At 44.5% G+C, this 18,102-nt stretch carries 12 protein-coding genes and 4 tRNA genes; 12 read left to right on the forward strand and 4 right to left on the reverse strand.

Going from position 1 to position 18,102, the window contains the following annotated elements:
- Positions 1-7: 7 nt before the first annotated feature.
- Positions 8-2,386 (reverse strand): DNA polymerase II, encoded by a 2,379-nt coding sequence (locus L2W36_RS04830; protein WP_236109457.1) that lies wholly within the window; start codon positions 2,384-2,386, stop codon positions 8-10.
- 482 nt (positions 2,387-2,868) lie between these two features.
- Here L2W36_RS04830 and uvrY point away from each other — a divergent pair, with 482 nt between their 5' ends.
- The 12 genes from uvrY to L2W36_RS04890 all read left to right on the forward strand — a co-directional run bounded on the left by uvrY (position 2,869) and on the right by L2W36_RS04890 (position 14,089).
- Positions 2,869-3,513 carry a UvrY/SirA/GacA family response regulator transcription factor gene (gene uvrY / locus L2W36_RS04835; protein ID WP_006075673.1) on the forward strand — a complete coding sequence of 215 codons (645 nt, stop codon included), beginning with the start codon at positions 2,869-2,871 and terminating at the stop codon, positions 3,511-3,513.
- On the forward strand, positions 3,513-5,348 hold the full coding sequence (gene uvrC, locus L2W36_RS04840) for an excinuclease ABC subunit UvrC (RefSeq protein ID WP_236109458.1): 1,836 nt from the start codon (positions 3,513-3,515) through the stop codon (positions 5,346-5,348). The genes uvrY and uvrC overlap by 1 nt, the downstream gene beginning before the upstream one ends.
- Positions 5,349-5,396: 48 nt before the next feature.
- Positions 5,397-5,951: a CDP-diacylglycerol--glycerol-3-phosphate 3-phosphatidyltransferase gene (pgsA, locus tag L2W36_RS04845; RefSeq protein WP_038225942.1), complete on the forward strand. Its 555-nt coding sequence runs from the start codon at positions 5,397-5,399 to the stop codon at positions 5,949-5,951.
- 339 nt (positions 5,952-6,290) lie between these two features.
- A tRNA-Cys gene (locus tag L2W36_RS04850) sits at positions 6,291-6,364 on the forward strand.
- Between the two features lie 18 nt (positions 6,365-6,382).
- Positions 6,383-6,458 (forward strand) — tRNA-Gly (locus tag L2W36_RS04855).
- A gap of 62 nt (positions 6,459-6,520) precedes the next feature.
- Positions 6,521-6,607: transfer RNA gene (locus L2W36_RS04860), tRNA-Leu, on the forward strand.
- 26 nt (positions 6,608-6,633) lie between these two features.
- A tRNA-Gly gene (locus L2W36_RS04865) sits at positions 6,634-6,709 on the forward strand.
- Between the two features lie 123 nt (positions 6,710-6,832).
- Complete coding sequence (locus tag L2W36_RS04870; protein WP_006075492.1) at positions 6,833-7,555, forward strand: riboflavin synthase; 723 nt, start codon at positions 6,833-6,835, stop codon at positions 7,553-7,555.
- A gap of 502 nt (positions 7,556-8,057) precedes the next feature.
- Positions 8,058-10,955: a pyridoxal phosphate-dependent class III aminotransferase gene (locus L2W36_RS04875; RefSeq protein WP_236109459.1), complete on the forward strand. Its 2,898-nt coding sequence runs from the start codon at positions 8,058-8,060 to the stop codon at positions 10,953-10,955.
- A gap of 25 nt (positions 10,956-10,980) precedes the next feature.
- Positions 10,981-12,225, forward strand: a complete 1,245-nt coding sequence (locus L2W36_RS04880) for a carboxynorspermidine synthase (RefSeq protein WP_006075494.1) — start codon at positions 10,981-10,983, stop codon at positions 12,223-12,225.
- Positions 12,226-12,276: 51 nt separating this feature from the next.
- Positions 12,277-13,410 (forward strand): carboxynorspermidine decarboxylase, encoded by a 1,134-nt coding sequence (nspC, locus tag L2W36_RS04885; protein ID WP_236109460.1) that lies wholly within the window; start codon positions 12,277-12,279, stop codon positions 13,408-13,410.
- 124 nt (positions 13,411-13,534) lie between these two features.
- Positions 13,535-14,089, forward strand: a complete 555-nt coding sequence (locus tag L2W36_RS04890; protein WP_006075496.1) for a DUF1439 domain-containing protein — start codon at positions 13,535-13,537, stop codon at positions 14,087-14,089.
- 57 nt (positions 14,090-14,146) lie between these two features.
- On the opposite strand, the gene L2W36_RS04895 is transcribed toward L2W36_RS04890, so the two are convergent.
- The 3 genes from L2W36_RS04895 to L2W36_RS04905 all read right to left on the reverse strand — a co-directional run bounded on the left by L2W36_RS04895 (position 14,147) and on the right by L2W36_RS04905 (position 18,102).
- Entirely contained in the window at positions 14,147-15,160 is a 1,014-nt protein-coding gene (locus tag L2W36_RS04895; protein WP_006075497.1) for a LacI family DNA-binding transcriptional regulator, read from the reverse strand.
- A gap of 18 nt (positions 15,161-15,178) precedes the next feature.
- The gene (locus L2W36_RS04900) at positions 15,179-16,621 is read right to left on the reverse strand and encodes a glycoside hydrolase family 32 protein (RefSeq protein WP_236109461.1); all 1,443 of its coding nucleotides are present in this window, start codon (positions 16,619-16,621) and stop codon (positions 15,179-15,181) included.
- A 107-nt stretch (positions 16,622-16,728) separates the two neighbouring features.
- The gene (locus L2W36_RS04905; RefSeq protein WP_198558016.1) at positions 16,729-18,102 is read right to left on the reverse strand and encodes a PTS transporter subunit EIIC; all 1,374 of its coding nucleotides are present in this window, start codon (positions 18,100-18,102) and stop codon (positions 16,729-16,731) included.

The following is an 18,102-nucleotide window of genomic DNA, read 5'->3' on the forward strand; positions in this document are numbered from 1 at the left end:
TTTACTATTAGAAGAGCCCCATTTGAGGCGCACTCAAATCATCAAAGCTTTGACCAATAAAAGGTAATATTGCCTCAGCAATCGGCCGCAGTTGCTTATCAATGTAGTGTTGATAATCAATGGGTGAACGCTGATACTCAACCGGCTCGGGTCCATTTAAAGTAATGACATACTCTATTCTTCCCTTGTTTTGGTATTGCAATGGTCGTCCCAATTGTTGGTTGATGTCGTCTGCCATGCGAGCCGCTCGTACTTGAGGGGGAATATTCTTTTGATACTCATGCAGTTTTCTGCGCAGGCGCTTTTGATAGACTAATTGGTCATCAAACTCACCTCGTGAAGTGCTTTCCACAAATGAACGGACATAGTCAGATGGATCTTGGTTTTTGAACACCATCATATAGAGTTTTTGCTGAAATTGTTGCGCCAGTGCAGTCCAGTCGGTTCTGGCACTTTCCAATCCTTTGAAGATCAGTCGTTCCTTGTCACCATCTCCAATTAACCCTGCATAACGCTTTTTAGATCCGGTTTCGGAACCTCTTATTGTTGGCATTAGAAACTTCTGATAGTGGGTTTCATACTCCAATTCCAAAATGGACGTTAAGTTGTACTCGTTCTTGAGATGATCGGCCCACCACGTATTCAGATAGTCGATAAGTTGGTTACCAATATCATCCGCGCTTTGAGCATCGAACTTACCATTCAATGAAACAAAGGTTGAATCGGTGTCACCATAAATAACTTGATAGCCTTTTTCTTCAATCAAGCGTTTCGATGTTTTCATTATCTCATGGCCACGCATGGTAATTGAGGAGGCTAGACGAGTATCGAAAAATCGACAGCCTGATGAGCCCAAAACACCATAAAACGAGTTCATAATGATCTTGATGGCTTGAGAAAATGCTTTTTCATTGTTGGCTTTTGCGACATCGCGCGCTTTCCATAATTCTTCGATTAAATTTGGAAGAAAATGCTGCGTCCGATGGAATTGACCTCCTCTAAATCCTGCTACGGCTTGGTCGTCATTTTTACCAATTTCCAGTTTCAAGCCTTCAATCAGTCCCATAGGATCGATCAAGAATGAGCGAATAATGGACGGATAAAGGCTTTTGAAATCGAGTACAAGTACTGAATCATACAACCCTGGGATTGAGTCCATGACGTAACCACCTGGACTCGCGACCCAGTTCTCAGGGTGCAAATTAGGTGCCGCGTAATGAGAGCGATGTAGACGAGGGAGATAAAGATTAGTGAAAGCTGCTACCGAGCCGCCTACTCGGTCAAGCTCAACGCCCGTTAATTTGGTACGTTCAATGGCGAATTCTAGCAAGTGGGTGTGTGCAAAGATGCGGTTAACCAACACACAGTCTTGCAGGTTATACTTAGCGAGTGATGGCTTGTCTTGGCGAAACATGGTGTTAATTTCTGCCATTCGGTCATGCACGTTATGAATCGCTTTTCCTTCGCCTAACAGTTCTTGAGAAACCGACTCTAGAGACCAAGAGCGGAAACTGTAAGTGGCGGTTTTTAAGGTATCAATACCGTCTAACACCACACGTCCCGGAATAGTGATAAAGCTTTGCTGACTAGAAGGTAAGGTACGAAAGTATATATTCTGCTCGCCTCGACCCAAACTGAGCTTCACATGGTTCAATTCTGCTCGTTTATTAAGTAACTTAAAATCAAAATCAATGACATTCCACCCTACGATGACATCGGGGTCGAACGTTTTAAACCAGTCATTTAACGCTACAAGTAAGGCTTTTTCATCGTTGACCCATTGAACTTGGGTCGCGCACGCCTGCGCTTCACCTACCATAATAACGCGACTATCCCTCGCGCTATCAAGGCCAATGGAATACAACTGGCCTTTCTCAGAGCACTCTATATCCAGAGAAACTACGTTTAATTCAGGCGTGTAGTCGTAGGCTTTGCACTTGGCATTAGTGATTCGAATGTACTGGTTGCAAGTGTTGGCATTGATCACTTCACAGTTACCAGTGACCGCTAAACTGCCTTGGATAAAACGCTCCATTAGAAAGCGATCTGCTAACTTAATATCGGCTTCAAGAACCAGAATGTCATTATTCAACAAGACTTCGTGAAGCTTGCGCGCACCGGAAATTGATTGGCTGTAGACCGCGAAGAGGTCTTCACCCTCAAAGCTTTTTAGTTCTACAGGCTTGAGGGCAATAGGAAGTCGAGCATCAGATGCTAAGTCATCGACCAGCTCTGCAAAATGTCGTGGCACGAAGAAAACTGGTTTCTGACCCTCAATTAGAATTTGGACGGGCCCATTCACAGTGGAAATCCACAACTCAATCTGTGGTCCTTGGCGCGTGTCTCTTGATTGTCGGGTTAATAGAAACCCTTTATGGATGTCCAACTCAGTTTTTTCCTACCGGCATAATGGCTTTGCGTAAATTTTAAGCAAAATATCATTGGTTGATAATCACATGTAAGGGAGTAGTGTAACAAAGGCTTACCAACCGCGAAAATCTATGAATATGCGCTAAACTTTAGTAACGAACAGTATAAATTAGAATAGTGATTTATATCGAGTTTTTGTGATTTTTTGGCATATGATGTGTACTGGGTTTCATAGGTGAACATTGGGAAATAATCGTAGTAAAACGAGGAGTTACGTTTAAGCACTAGGATGAGTGACTAATTTGTAACCTAATGATTTTAAAGTTTTTATGATTGACGACGCTTCATCTTCATCGTAATGTGTTTGCCAAAGTTTGCGCTTGTGCACGATTTGTACGAGAGCAATTTAGTTTCAAATGAGGTAAGATAGCTAGCCATGCTGCTATCCACTAACCTCAAGTGGTCGCAGAGCCAATAGACAAGTGTGGAGATACAAGTTTGATTAATGTTTTCCTTGTAGATGATCACGAACTGGTTCGCACAGGGATACGACGTATTATCGAAGACGTCCGTGGAATGAATGTAGCAGGAGAAGCTGACAGTGGTGAAGAAGCCGTAAAATGGTGTCGTAGCAACCATGTTGACGTCATTTTAATGGACATGAATATGCCTGGTATTGGCGGTTTAGAAGCAACAAAGAAGATTCTACGCCACAATCCAGACATTAAGATCATCGTGCTAACTGTACATACGGAAAATCCGTTTCCGACGAAAGTAATGCAAGCGGGTGCCGCCGGGTACCTAACCAAAGGTGCAGCGCCTGATGAAATGGTCAACGCTATTCGACTCGTCAATAGTGGTCAGAGATACATTTCTCCTGAAATTGCTCAGCAAATGGCACTTAGCCAATTTTCATCAGCGTCTGAAAACCCGTTTAAAGACCTGTCTGAACGTGAACTTCAAATCATGATGATGATCACCAAAGGACAGAAGGTAACAGATATTTCAGAGCAACTGAGCTTGAGCCCGAAAACAGTTAATAGCTACCGATACAGACTTTTTAGTAAGCTGGATATCAATGGTGATGTTGAACTGACTCATTTAGCTATTCGACATGGAATGTTAGATACTGAGACATTGTAGTGTCGGAACACATTTTTGATTCAACATCATTTCTAAAGACTGTAACAAACCAACCCGGCGTCTACCGAATGTACGACGCCGAGTCGGTCGTTATTTATGTCGGTAAAGCCAAAGACCTCAAAAAACGCCTTACTAGCTATTTTCGCAAACGAGTCGATAGCGAAAAGACACGTGCCTTAGTCAGCAATATTGCGAAAATCGATGTAACTGTTACTCATACAGAAACCGAAGCACTGATCCTTGAGCACAATTATATTAAGCAGTACTTGCCCAAATATAATGTACTGCTGAGAGACGATAAGTCTTATCCCTATATTTTCTTATCTGGACACAAACATCCACGGCTCTCGATGCATCGAGGGGCACGTCGTAAGAAAGGGGAGTATTTCGGTCCTTACCCTGACTCTGGCGCTGTTAGGCAAACTCTTCACCTTCTTCAAAAGATCTTTCCGGTTCGTCAGTGTGAAGACTCGGTCTATGCTAACCGTAGCCGTCCATGCCTAATGTATCAAATCGGCCGTTGTGCTGGCCCGTGTGTCAGCAGCATTATCTCCGATGAAGAATATGCAGAATTGGTGGGATTGCTACGTCTCTTCCTGCAAGGCAAAGACAGTAACGTATTGCAAATGCTGGTGGAGAAAATGGATGAGGCAAGCCGTAATCTAAAATTCGAAGATGCGGCTAAATATCGTGACCAGATACAAGCGATTAGACGGGTTCAAGAGCAGCAGTTCGTCTCCGAAGACAGCGATGATGACATGGATGTGCTTGGTTTTGCTCAAGAGAAAGGTGTCGCTTGTGTCCATATTCTAATGATTCGCCAAGGCAAAGTACTCGGTAGCCGCAGTCATTTCCCTAAAATCCCAAGTAACACCGACCGAAAAGAAGTGTTTTACAGTTTCTTAAGCCAATACTATCTGAATCAAACAGAATCTAGAACCATCCCTACGCGAATCATCCTCAATGATGACCTTGTGGAGGATATCAATACGTTAGGTGAAGCGCTGTCTGAAATTGCTGGAAGGAAAGTTATTTTCCACGTCAACCCGACGGGATCCCGTGGTCGTTACCTTAAACTATCAAACACCAACGCATTAACGGCAATTACCACCAAAATCAATCATAAGATGACAATCAACCAGCGCTTCAAAGCCCTTCAAGAAGAACTTGAGTTGGAGAGCATAACTCGCATGGAATGCTTCGATATCAGTCATACGATGGGTGAAAGTACGATTGCATCTTGCGTGGTGTTTAATCAAGAAGGGCCGTTAAAGCAAGAGTATCGTCGCTACAACATTACTGGTATTACTGGCGGTGACGATTACGCTGCTATGGGACAGGTGCTTGAACGTCGCTACTCTAAGCAAATCGACGTAGATAAAATTCCTGATGTTATTTTTATTGATGGTGGTAAAGGGCAACTCAACCGTGCGGTTGAAATCGTTTCTCAGTATTGGGGAGAGTGGCCTAAGCATCCATTACTAATTGGTATCGCTAAAGGGGTGACTCGTAAACCGGGACTAGAAACTTTAATTACCCCTGAGGGGCGTGAGTTTAACTTACCAAGTGACGCTCCAGCACTTCATCTAATTCAGCATATTCGAGACGAGAGTCATGATCATGCGATAGCAGGCCATCGAGCCAAACGTGCTAAAACAAGACGTACCAGTCCGTTAGAAGGGATTGAAGGAATCGGTCCTAAGCGTCGTCAAGCCTTGCTGAAGTACATGGGTGGTTTGCAAGAACTTAAGCGAGCCAGTGTAGAAGAAATCGCCAAAGTACCCGGAATTAGCAAATCTTTGGCAGAAAACATCTATCAAGCATTGAAACACTAGAGAAAATCCCGCAACATAAAGGCGCAGTAGAAAAGAGCCGATAATAATATGCGTTTAAACATACCTAACATTCTGTCTTTGTTGAGATTATTTCTCATCCCCGTATTCATTGTAGTTTTTTATCTCCCATACAGCTGGGCGCCGTTTGCTGCCGCAATGGTGTTTTGGGTGGCCGGTTTTACCGACTGGTTAGATGGGATGTTAGCAAGGAAGCTGGGTCAAACCTCTCGATTTGGCGCTTTCATCGACCCTGTCGCTGACAAAGTGTTAGTTGCTACTGCGTTGATTCTAATTACTGAACACTACCACAGCATTTGGGTAACTATTCCTGCTGTTACCATGATTGCACGTGAGATTATCATTTCTGCTTTGAGAGAGTGGATGGCTGAAATCGGCAAGCGCGCCAGTGTTGCTGTTTCATGGGTAGGCAAAGTTAAGACGCTGACACAGATGTTTGCTCTATGGGTACTTATCTGGCGCTATGACGATTGGATGGTATGGCTAGGCTTCGGTGCACTTTATGTTGCAACGGTATTAACCTACTGGTCAATGTTCCAATATCTAGCTGCTGCTAAAGATGATTTATTGAATGCAGATGATTAGAGATAATGAATAATAGAAGGCGAGCGATGAGCTCGCCTTTTTTGTCACTATTGAATGCTTTAATACTCGAAGAGAGGCACTTCGGTAAGTGATATCAGAGTTCTTAGGTTTTGTAGATATAAATACAACAACAAAGCAAAACAAGTTTTCTAGTGCTAAATGTGCATGTTTTTGCTAGAAAATTGAGCAAATTAGCGCTTTTTGGATGTTTCTTAGACAAACGATTCAAAATATAAAAAAACGTGTTGACTCATTTCTCTGATTGCGTAAAATGCCTCCCGTACTCAAGAGGAACTGCTTAAAGCAAAGCGATTAAGTTAGAGTCCAGAGTGACAAGAAGGCGCCTTGGCAGAGTGGCTATGCAGCGGATTGCAAATCCGTGGACCTCGGTTCGACTCCGGGAGGCGCCTCCATTCTCTCTTAGAGAATATGCGACACTAGCTCAGTTGGTAGAGCGCAACCTTGCCAAGGTTGAGGTCACGAGTTCGAACCTCGTGTGTCGCTCCAAGTTTTAAAGATATGGCGAAAGCGGTATCTAGATGGTGTCTCCATCACAATGAATTTTGTGTGCCCTGGTGGTGGAATTGGTAGACACAAGGGATTTAAAATCCCTCGGCGTTCGCGCTGTGCCGGTTCAAGTCCGGCCCGGGGCACCATCTCAAATTAGTCTGAAAAGACAAATGCGACACTAGCTCAGTTGGTAGAGCGCAACCTTGCCAAGGTTGAGGTCACGAGTTCGAACCTCGTGTGTCGCTCCAAACAAGAAAGCCCAGCAACTATGCTGGGCTTTTTCGTTTTTCCTTTCTACTCTCTTTATCTTCTTGATTCTTTTTGTAATGATGTCCGTACTAAAGGCACTTCACTAGTGAAATGAGGCATCTATGTTTACGGGAATTATCCAATCTGTCGCGACAATCGACAAAATTACTGATCTTAACGGCATTCGTACCTTTGAAATCGATTTTGAATCCGGGTTTTGCGTCGATGTTGAAATTGGAGCCAGTATCGCTGTGGATGGGGTATGTTTAACGGTTACCGAAATTCAAAGTGAGACGCGTCTCTCTTTTGACGTCATGCTTCAGAGCCTGAACATCACCACATTGAGTGCATTTGAAGAAGGCCAGAGAATCAATGTGGAGCGTGCGGCAAAAGATGGCGCAGAGATTGGTGGTCATCCGCTTTCAGGACACGTGGACTTCAAAACGCCATTGGTTGCTATTCATCAACAAGAAGATAACTACCGTATACAATTTCAGTTGCCAAAAGAGTGGAAACCATACGTGTTCCCTAAAGGCTATATCGCTATCAACGGGGCAAGCTTGACGGTTTCAGAAGTAGATAAGCAAGAAGGGTGGTTTGATGTGTGGCTGATTCCAGAAACTCGCCGTATGACGACCTTTGAAGGCAAACTGGTGGGTGATGACGTTAATATAGAGATTGAGCGTGGCACTCAAGTTGTTGTTGATACCGTGCGCGATACAATTGCTGACACTTTAGGCCCACTGTTACCGATGTTTGAAAAATTTTTGGAACAAAATGGTGTTGACGTAGATACCATAGGCCAAGCGACCACCAAACGCCTAAGCGATCAAAAGGATAAGTAGCAAAATAAAATAACGCCGCCTCCCACGAGGCGGTTTTTTTATCTAACCAATTTCATATTTTTGGTAGTTGTTTCCATAAGTTAGACAAAACGTAACTGGAGAAAACGGTTGCGATGATAATGATTTCTATGTTACTTTCCCGCGCAATCTCGGAATGAATCTGGGGGAGACGCGTTGTGACCATTCAAGCTGATTGTGACACAACGTAGGGTAGGTACTGGTTATGCCAATAACCAGTAGACGGGATACTGATGCCTAGAAGGGCATGTTAATGGGAAACCCAACATTGAAACAGATTAACTCACACTCAAAAATCAGCTTTGTACTTCCAAACTGTGTATTGCGCTTAAACCGTAGTATCACAGAGCCTTGATTTCAAAACGCTAATACCTTTCTAAATGAAGCAGTTCATTTAGGCCTTTGTCACATCTGAAATACGGTGGGACTTGTTTTGCTATGCGCGTAGCGAGTGATTTCGCACGCCTAATCTAGGTTACAAAAAATGAGTACAGCATTCGAATTTGATTCCAAAGAATTCGCGTCTTCAATTTCGGTACACGTTCCACACGTTGAAGGCACCTATGACCTGACACCTGATCAGGTTCTACTTGATCAAGCGGAGCACGAATCAGAAGTTCGTTCCTATCCACGTCGTCTGCCTATCGCCATCAAGCGTGCGTTTGGTGCTTTGGTGGAAGACACTCGTGGGCAAATCTTTCTTGATTGTCTTGCTGGAGCAGGCACGCTTGCGATGGGTTACAACCATCCTGAAATCAATCAAGCTCTCAAACAGCAGCTTGATTCAGGTTTACCGTACCAAACTCTTGATATTACGACAGAAGCGAAAGATCGTTTTATCAAACGAGTGAAAGCGTTTCTACCGCAAGAATTCGCTGACCAATCGGTGATTCAGTTTTGTGGCCCTTCGGGTGCCGACGCTGTTGAAGCCGCTATCAAATTGGCGAAGCAAACTACGGGTAGAAATACTATGTTTGCCTTCCGCGGTGCATATCATGGTATGACGAATGGCACCATGGGAATGATGGGTAACCTTGGCACCAAAGCGCGTCGTACTGGGCTGATGTCCGATGTTCACTTCATGCCATTTCCTTATAGTCTTCGTTGTCCGTTTGGTCTTGGTGGCGATGCGGGCGCAAAACAGAGTATTCGTTATATCGAACGACTATTGAACGATGATGAAGCCGGTATCATGAAACCAGCTGCCATTATTGTTGAGCCAGTTCAAGGAGAAGGGGGCGTTATCCCTGCTCCGGCGTTTTGGCTGAGAGAACTACGCCGACTTTGTGATGAGCATGAGATCTTGCTCATTTTGGATGAAATCCAGTGCGGCGTAGGCAAAACAGGCTACCGTTTTGCATTTGAAGAAGCGGGGATTAGCCCAGATATTCTCTGTTTATCCAAAGCGATTGGCGGCGGCTTGCCGATGTCACTACTGGTATTCAACAAAAAAGTGGATACGTGGAACGCAGGTGAACACACGGGCACATTCCGCGGTAATCAACTGGCCATGGTTTCGGGCGAGAAAGCACTTGAGATCATCGAGCGCGACAATCTTGTTGAGCATGTCAGAGTCGCTGGAGAGTACTTACGGCTTGGCCTCAACAGAATAAAGCAACGTGTAAACTGTATTGCTGAGGTTCGCGGTAAAGGACTGATGCTGGGCGTCGAGATTGTCAAGCCAACGGGTGAACACAACAAGTTTGGTGAACCTGTTGCCGATGGTCAGCTTACCCTAGGCATACAGCGCGCCGCGCTAGAACGTGGTTTGATGGTTGAAAAAGGTGGGCGTGATGGTGCCGTTATTCGCTTTCTTCCACCACTAATCATCAGTTTCGAGCAGATCGATTTTGCATTACGCACTATTGAAGAGGCTATCGTTGTAGCTGGTGGCGGGCAAAAGTCACAGCAAGATAACAAAGCAAAGTCGTGGAAAAAGTACTTCATCCATACGGGTGTGCAAGGTGCGACCGAATTCTCTCAGGTAATGAATCACACTACTCAAGCGATGAAAGAAGTGTTTGAGGGTGTCTCTAAACCGTATTCGGGGTTAGATCCAAAAGTGCTTGAATCGGCCATTAACAATGTCAATCTTGACGGTAGTCATCATGATCTACAACGTGTTGTTGATGAGACAGCAAGTTTGGTTGCAGACCATTCAATATTCACTCAACACCCTAATTGTATTGCACATTTGCATACACCACCTTTAATGCCAGCTGTAGCTGCAGAGGCGATGATCGCGGCGTTGAATCAATCTATGGATTCTTGGGACCAAGCATCGGCGGCAACTTATGTTGAGCAAAAAGTACAGGATTGGCTTTGCGAGCGCTATGAGCTTGGTGCGTCAGCAGATGGTATTTTCACCAGTGGTGGCACACAGAGTAATTTAATGGGTCTTCTGTTGGCACGTGACCGAATTGCGGATGTGACGGATGGTCATTCTATCCAAAAGCAAGGTCTTCCGAGTTATGCCGATAGACTTCGTATTGTTTGTTCCGATAAGTCGCATTTTACGGTTCAAAAGTCAGCCTCGTTGTTAGGCTTGGGTGAAAAAGCCGTGCACTGCGTTGCAACCCACGACAACGGTACCATCAAAACGGATGCACTCATCACTGACTTACAAGCGATGAGAGCTGAAGGCTTGATACCTTTTGCTTTAGTCGGAACAGCAGGGACGACAGATCACGGCGCTATTGATGATCTAAACTCTCTCGCCACCATTGCTGCCGAAAACCAGCTTTGGTTCCACGTTGATGGTGCTTACGGTGGCGCCCTTATTTTAAGCAGTCACAAAAACAAGCTTAATGGTATTGAAAAAGCGGACTCCGTCAGCGTCGATTTTCATAAATTGTTCTATCAAACCATCAGTTGTGGCTCGTTGCTGGTAAAAGATCGCAGCAACTTTAAGTACCTGCTTCATCATGCGGATTACCTCAATCGAGAGCACGATGAGCTGCCAAACTTGGTCGATAAATCCATTGCTACAACCAAGCGTTTCGATGCTCTAAAAGTCTTCATGACGATGCAAAACGTTGGTCCACAGGCACTAGGTGATATGTATGACCATCTGATGGAACAAACGCAAGAGGTGGCCAAACTTGTTCAAGCGCATGAACGATTTGAGCTATTGGCACAGCCATCATTATCAACGGTCTTATTGCGCGTTATTAATGATGACGTCAACGATTTGAATGAGCTGAATAAAGCGATCCGTTTACAAGCACTAACACGTGGCGTTGCGGTGTTAGGGGAAACGGTAGTGAACGGTCAGTCAGCACTGAAGTTCACGATTCTAAACCCATGCTTAACGCTCTCAGATTTTGAGAGTCTACTGAATAACATTGATCAGTTAGCACTTGAGCAAGCTAACTCGTACTAACCGATAAACAGAATAAGGAAAGAAAATGGCAGTTTTACAGATTGGCGCTGGTGGTGTTGGTTGGGTAGTCGCGCACAAGGCGGCTCAGAATAACGATGTATTAGGTGATATTACGATTGCGTCACGCACCGTCGCGAAGTGTGAAAAAATCATTGAATCCATTAAAGGCAAAAACAACTTAAAAGACACGACTAAAAAGCTAGACGCTCGTGCCGTTGATGCGGACGATGTTGAAGCGCTGGTTGCCCTGATCAATGAAGTGAAGCCAGACCTAGTGATTAACGCGGGTCCTCCTTGGGTAAACATCACCATCATGGAAGCGTGTCTGCAAGCGAAAGTCTCTTATTTAGATACTTCTGTCGCTGTCGATCTATGCTCGGAAGGTCAGCAAGTTCCTCAAGCTTATGATTGGCAATGGGGTTTCCGTGACAAATTCAAAGAGGCAGGTATCACGGGTATTTTAGGCGCAGGTTTTGATCCTGGTGTTGTAAGCGTATTTGCAGCTTACGCAGTGAAGCATTTATTCGATGAAATCGACACCATCGATGTTATGGATGTCAATGCTGGCGACCATGGTAAAAAGTTTGCCACTAACTTTGATCCAGAAACCAACATGCTAGAAATTCAAGGTGACTCTTTCTATTGGGAAAACGGTGAATGGAAACAAGTTGAATGCCACACTCGTATGCTTGAGTTCGATTTCCCATTAGTCGGCAAACACAAAGTCTACTCAATGGCACATGATGAAGTTCGTTCAATGCAAGAGTTCATTCCTGCAAAGCGCATCGAGTTCTGGATGGGCTTTGGCGATAAATACTTGAACTATTTCAATTGCATGCGTGATATTGGACTACTTAGCCCTGACCCTCTAACTCTACATGATGGCACTGTGGTTCAGCCACTACATGTGTTAAAAGCACTGCTTCCAGACCCAACTTCTTTGGCACCAGGTTACACAGGTAAAACTTGTATCGGGACTTGGGTTCAAGGTAAGAAAGACGGTAAAGAACGTTCAGTATTTATCTACAATAATGCAGACCATGAAGTGGCGTACGAAGATGTAGAGCATCAAGCCATTTCTTATACAACGGGTGTCCCAGCCATCACGGCGGCACTGCAATACTTCCGTGGTCAATGGGCAGACGCTGGAGTGTTCAATATGGAGCAATTAGACCCTGATCCGTTCCTAGAAACCATGCCTGAAATCGGTTTAGATTGGCATGTTCAAGAGCTGGAAGTCGGTGCTCCGGATATCAAGATTCTTAAATAAAGTGACAGACCCTAGGTAGCTATCTAGGGTCTTTAAACTTAGGTCTACAAAATGATTAAAAACGAACTCAAAACTCCATACTTCATGATTAATGAAGACAAACTGGTTGAGAACCTAGAGAAAGCAAAACACCTTAAAGAGGTCTCTGGCGTAAAGCTAGTGCTGGCGCTTAAGTGTTTCTCGACTTGGGGTGTGTTTGACATTATTAAACCATACTTAGATGGCTCAACCAGCAGTGGTCCATTTGAGGTAAAACTTGGCTACGAGACTTTTGGTGGTGAAACGCACGCATACAGTGTTGGTTACACCGAAGACGACGTACGCGAAGTGGCTGATATTAGTGACAAGATGATCTTCAACTCGCAGTCTCAATTAGCCGCTTATCGTCATATCGTTGAAGGCAAAACGTCCATTGGTTTACGTCTTAACCCGGGTGTAAGCTATGCAGGGCAGGACTTGGCCAACCCTGCTAGACCGTACTCTCGCCTTGGAGTGCAAGCCGATCATATCGACCCAACAATCTTCGATTCTATCGATGGTGTTATGTTTCACATGAACTGTGAAAATAAAGATGTCGATGCATTTATCGGTTTACTTGATGCTATTTCAGAGCGATTTGGTACTCATCTAGATAAGCTCGATTGGGTTAGTATGGGGGGCGGTGTGTTCTTTACGTGGCCTGGTTATGATATCGATAAACTTGGTGCTGCATTGAGTGCGTTCTCGAAAAAGCATGGTGTGCAGCTCTACCTAGAGCCAGGTGAAGCGATCATAACTAAAACGACTGACCTTGTTGTTACCGTTGTGGACATTGTAGAAAATGAGAAAAAGACGGCGATTGTAAATTCTGCGACGGAAGCGCATCGTCTGGACACGCTCATATACGATGAACCCGCTTCGATTTTAGAAGCCAATGCAGAAGGTGATCATGAATACGTCATTGGCTCATGTTCTTGCCTAGCTGGTGACCAATTCTGTGAGGCCAAGTTTGATGAGCCGTTAGAGGTGGGGCAACGACTGCATATTATGGACAGTGCTGGCTATACCATGGTGAAACTCAATTGGTTTAATGGTCTGAAGATGCCGTCAATCTACTGTGAGCGCTCAAGCGGTCAGATCGAAAAGCTTAATGAGTTTGGTTACGATGACTTTAAATGCTCATTGTCACGGTGGTCGATTAGCTAAGTTATCCTGACTAAGTTAACACTTGCCTGTGACACAAAAACACCCTACCTTTTAATAAAATAAAGCAGACTCAAAGGTCTGCTTTATTTTCTCTTATTCCGATATTCTGAGAGTGCTACCCGTTATGAAAAACAGATTCGCCAAACTCCTGTGGGCTTCATCAGTGCTGTTATTGTCAGGTTGTGTGAGTTACAGCATCACTGAACAAGAAATGACGAATTATCTCAATGACAACCTACAACTCAACCAATCTATTGGTGTTGAAAACGTCATGTATGCCAAGCTTTCAGTCGATGATCTTCAGGTCAAAATTGGACGCTCTGACGCTGATCGTGTAGCGGTATTTGCCAACACCAAGGCTCAACTACAGTTGTTGGATGAACAGGATATTAACCTTGATTTGGATATAGAGTTCAGTGCCATACCTAGATATGAACAAGAAAGTGGTGAGATTTTTCTACAATCACTCCGTCTAGAAAAAATTGATCAAGAAGGGCAGCTTCTAACCCCAGAAATCAAGAAGCTGATTAAGCCCGCTGTAAGTATGATTGGTGCCGCTGTATCTACCTATCCTGTTTACAAACTCGATAGCAATACGGTTAAAGAGGCGCTACTGAAATCCTCTAATCCAGAAGTTGTGATTAAGAACAACCAGTTAGTAATAGAGTTTTTCGAATAGCTTCTTATAGCCCGTCAAATGATCACTCGTTAAACGATAATCAAATATGGCTGCGCTTTAACTTAGTTTAGGCGCAGTACTGTCTCTTACTTCGAGATGGTAGGGAATAAAGCTTACGTGGTCGGTCAAATCCAGATCGGGCTTTTCAATCAGCATATGCAGTAAATGTGCACTGGTTTTACCTGACTCCTCAAAGTCATAAACCAGCGAGGTAATCTTAGGGTTGTAATAACGAGACATATTACCACCACCAACGCCACACACGCTGACATCCTCAGGGACCTTAAAGCCATGTTCAAGTAAGTAGGTAATCGCACCAATAGCCATTTTATCGTTGGCAGCGAAAATAGCGTCTGGGCGCTGCATTCGCTCTTCATAAAGTTCCTGACAGGCGGTATAACCACTTTCTACAGAGAACTCACCATTGACCATCATATCGGCAGAAATGGGTAATCCATGCTTTTCTAAACTGTTTAAGTAACCTTGCTTTCGTTTCACACCAACAGATACGTCACTTTCAGATACACCGATAAGCGCAATATTACGATGTTGCGACGCTACAAGATAGTCAATGATCTCTTCCACCGCCGTCACTTCGTCGAACAGCACACAAGGTGTTCCATCGGTGGTGGATTGCCCCATAACTACAACGGGTTTGCCTACCTTTCTGATTTTTTCTTTGTGTTCACTCGTAATCGTAGTCGCGATTAGGATGATGCCATCGACTTGCTTTTCTGCAAATAAATCGAGAAATTCTAGCTCGCTTTTTATGCTGTGGTTGGTGTTACCTAAGATGATACTGTAGCCGTTATTGGCAAAGTATTGATCAATGCCAGCGATGTTGTCACCAGAGGAGGTGGCGTTTATTTTTGGAAGAATAACTCCGATAGTCTGACTGCGTTTTGAATGCAGTGCTTTGGCCAAGGCGTTAGGGCGATAGCCCGTTTCATCAAGCACTTTTTGAATGCGCTTTCGAACGGGCTCACTGACATAGCCAGAACTGTTTAAGACACGGGAAACACTTGAAATTGAAGTTTCTGCTAACTTGGCTATTTCTTTAATTGTCGCCATTTCCCGTTAATCCTTTGGTCAGTAATCGTATTTAATAAAGCGCTTGATTATACATGACTTTCCAGTTTCAAGTGTGATTTTTGACTGATCGGCTTGCGGGAACACGCGAGATGTAAACACGGCTTCACCATGATTGATGAAGACTTCAACAATAGACTGATCAAAGAAAATCTGCAGATTGAGGGATTGCTCACTGTCTACTTTGCACTGTCGTTTCCCCGGTAAATAGTCGGAGTTTGAACGATCTAAAGTGACTACGCCAGTCTCTGCTTGATAGTTTAATGCCAGCCAACGGTCACCTTCATCTGATAACTTGATCGTGACATCATCAGTAATATGCTCGATATCCAGATTCAATTCAAAGCAGTGGTTGCTGTCCAGTGATAAGTGATTCTGATTGGTAAGCTGCACCTCTTCAAACGAAGACATCGCACCGCGCAAAGATTCATGCTCGCGAGCGGGTTTTTGATGCACCTTCCCATCAACGACGGAAAGCTCTCGCACTAAGGATAAAGCGTGAATCCAGTCATTGGTGACGCTAGGTTGTTCATCTTCCTCAGGAATACCAACCCAAGCACTCATCAGGCGGCGTCCATCAGTCGATTCGGTGGTTTGCGGAGCATAAAACTCAAACCCATGATCGAGTGGCTCAAAGTTGCCGTGTGTATAGCACGTATTTAGGTAATCCATCTTACCTACAAAATAGCCATTATTGTGGCGATTTTGGAAGCTTAACCCGTTGGGCTTAATTCCTTGTGGGCAACCTATCAAAACATCAGTGTTATCTAGATGGAACAGATCTGGGCATTCGAACATATAGCCAAAGTCGCGAAGTCCATTGATCTGGTTGCCAGCAATTGGGCCGAGAAACGTCCAGTTAGAAGCATCTTTTGAGCTGAAAAGAAGCACCTGACCAAGTTCATCATTTGTCTGAGCACCAAGCACGCAATACCAAGTGCCATCGTGTTGCCAAATTTTAGGGTCGCGAAAGTGCGCCGTATATCCCTCAGGTTGTTTTGGGATAACCGGGCCTATTTTCTCGAAATGAATGTTGTGGCTATCAATAGATTTGGCGAGACATTGAGTAGTAAGACGAACACCGTCGTCGGTTTTTACATTTCCGGTATAGAAAAGATGAAGTCGCTCATCCAATACGAACGCGCTACCTGAGTAGCAGCCGTGGCGATCGTAGCTTTCGTCTGGGACTAATGCTTGACCTTGCAGTGTCCAGTTTACTAGATCCTGACTGGTGCTGTGTCCCCAATATTTTGCCCCGTGCTCACAAGCGTGTGGGTTCCATTGGAAAAACAGATGATACTCTCCATCGTATTCAATAAAGCCGTTTGGGTCATTAATCAGTCCGTACGGTGCAGTTAGGTGAAACCGTGGGCGCAAGTGGTCAGTGTTTGGTTGGTGCGACACTGAAGATTCGCTTTGTGAACACAGTTCTGTTGAAGTCATTGCTATTAATACACTCTGTAGTTGGACTTGTTGCTAACATTGAATTATTCAATGTTTTAAAACGAACCGTGGCGGTGACCCTAAGGTACACCGCCACGAGGGGAAGTTTACTTATCTAAAGCAACCGTCATCGTTGCTTCGTTGCTTGTTGGCTTTACTAGTAATTTAGTTAGCATTGCTGCGCTACCCATACCAATAACAATCATCACTAGGTACATACCAAGACCATTGCCTAAGTAGGCAGGAATAGCTGGAATGAAAGTGACACCCATAACAGATGGTGCGATGTGCATGATGGTTGCGAATGCACCCGCAATGGCACCGCCGATGATACCTGATACAAATACACGGCTATTAGTTAGCGTCACACCAAACAGAAGTGGTTCAGTGATGCCGAAGAAACACGGTACGATTGAAGAGTAGTTAAGCGCTTTTTGTTTCTTATCTTTGATCGACATGGTGTAGGCAATCGCTGCGCCTGCTTGACCTGCCATTGATGCAGTAATCAGTGCATTTAATGGGTTGATCTTGATAGTCGATAGGAAGTTAAGCTCTACAACCATTAAGCTGTGGTGAAGACCCGTTACAGTTAGAACCTGTTGTAGACCGCCAAAGATTGCACCGCCGATGCCCATTGGTAAGTTAATAATTGATTCTGTAGAAACCATTACGCCATGTTCAACAATGTTGAATACCGGGCCAATAATGAATAGACCTGCTAGCATGCCAATAGTGATCGTCAAAAATGGAGTAAAGATCAGCGAAACCACTGATGGCATCCATGAGTTAATCCAACGCTCTAGGTTAGCGCCCAAGATACCTACAATTAGAGCTGGAATTATGGTGCCTTGGAAGCCTTGAATCTTAAACATACCAATGCTCAGCATTTCTGCGTTACCGCTTGCCACATCCCATGCGTTTGGCAGCATCGGTGCGATAAGCATTAGACCCAGCACCATGCCGATAACAGGCGTACCACCAAAGCGTTTAAAGGCAGACCACACGACAAGCGCTGGTAGGAAGATGAATACCGTATCAGTTACAACTTGCGTCATAGTGAGTAGCTCAGGAGAGAACTCAAAGCCTAGCTGTTGGGCGAATCCGCGTAACCCCATGAACAGACCGGTCGCAACCAGCACGGGAATCAAAGGAATGAATACGTCTGCTAAAGAACGTAGGGCCTTTTGGAATGGGCTCATGTTTTCGTAAGCAGCGCCTTTCGCGCTCTCAAGTTCGCCATCTAGTTCTTGCTGGATAAGGGCGAAGACCTTGTTAACTAAGCCTGTGCCAAGGATGATTTGGTGTTGGCCCGATTGGAAGAAGTAACCAGCTACATTATCTGTTGATTTGATTTGGTCGACATCGATAAGTGCATCATCTTTTACAACAACACGAAGTCTTGTCGCGCAATGTTCTAGGGCTCGAATATTATTTTTTCCGCCGAGAGCCGCAAGCAAGCGGACCGCGATTTTCTTATTCAT

Origin of the sequence: Vibrio sp. McD22-P3, from assembly GCF_021568915.1 — a bacterium.
GTDB lineage: Bacteria > Pseudomonadota > Gammaproteobacteria > Enterobacterales > Vibrionaceae > Vibrio > Vibrio mediterranei.

Excerpts from the sequence above, each read along its gene's own strand:
- pgsA (WP_038225942.1), top strand. The coding sequence starts at position 5,397 with ATGCGTTTAAACATACCTAACATTCTGTCTTTGTTGAGATTATTTCTC.
- L2W36_RS04870 (WP_006075492.1), top strand. The coding sequence starts at position 6,833 with ATGTTTACGGGAATTATCCAATCTGTCGCGACAATCGACAAAATTACT.
- L2W36_RS04875 (WP_236109459.1), top strand. The coding sequence starts at position 8,058 with ATGAGTACAGCATTCGAATTTGATTCCAAAGAATTCGCGTCTTCAATT.
- L2W36_RS04880 (WP_006075494.1), top strand. The coding sequence starts at position 10,981 with ATGGCAGTTTTACAGATTGGCGCTGGTGGTGTTGGTTGGGTAGTCGCG.
- nspC (WP_236109460.1), top strand. The coding sequence starts at position 12,277 with ATGATTAAAAACGAACTCAAAACTCCATACTTCATGATTAATGAAGAC.
- L2W36_RS04890 (WP_006075496.1), top strand. The coding sequence starts at position 13,535 with ATGAAAAACAGATTCGCCAAACTCCTGTGGGCTTCATCAGTGCTGTTA.
- L2W36_RS04895 (WP_006075497.1), bottom strand. The coding sequence starts at position 15,160 with ATGGCGACAATTAAAGAAATAGCCAAGTTAGCAGAAACTTCAATTTCA.
- L2W36_RS04900 (WP_236109461.1), bottom strand. The coding sequence starts at position 16,621 with ATGACTTCAACAGAACTGTGTTCACAAAGCGAATCTTCAGTGTCGCAC.
- L2W36_RS04905 (WP_198558016.1), bottom strand. The coding sequence starts at position 18,102 with ATGAATAAGAAAATCGCGGTCCGCTTGCTTGCGGCTCTCGGCGGAAAA.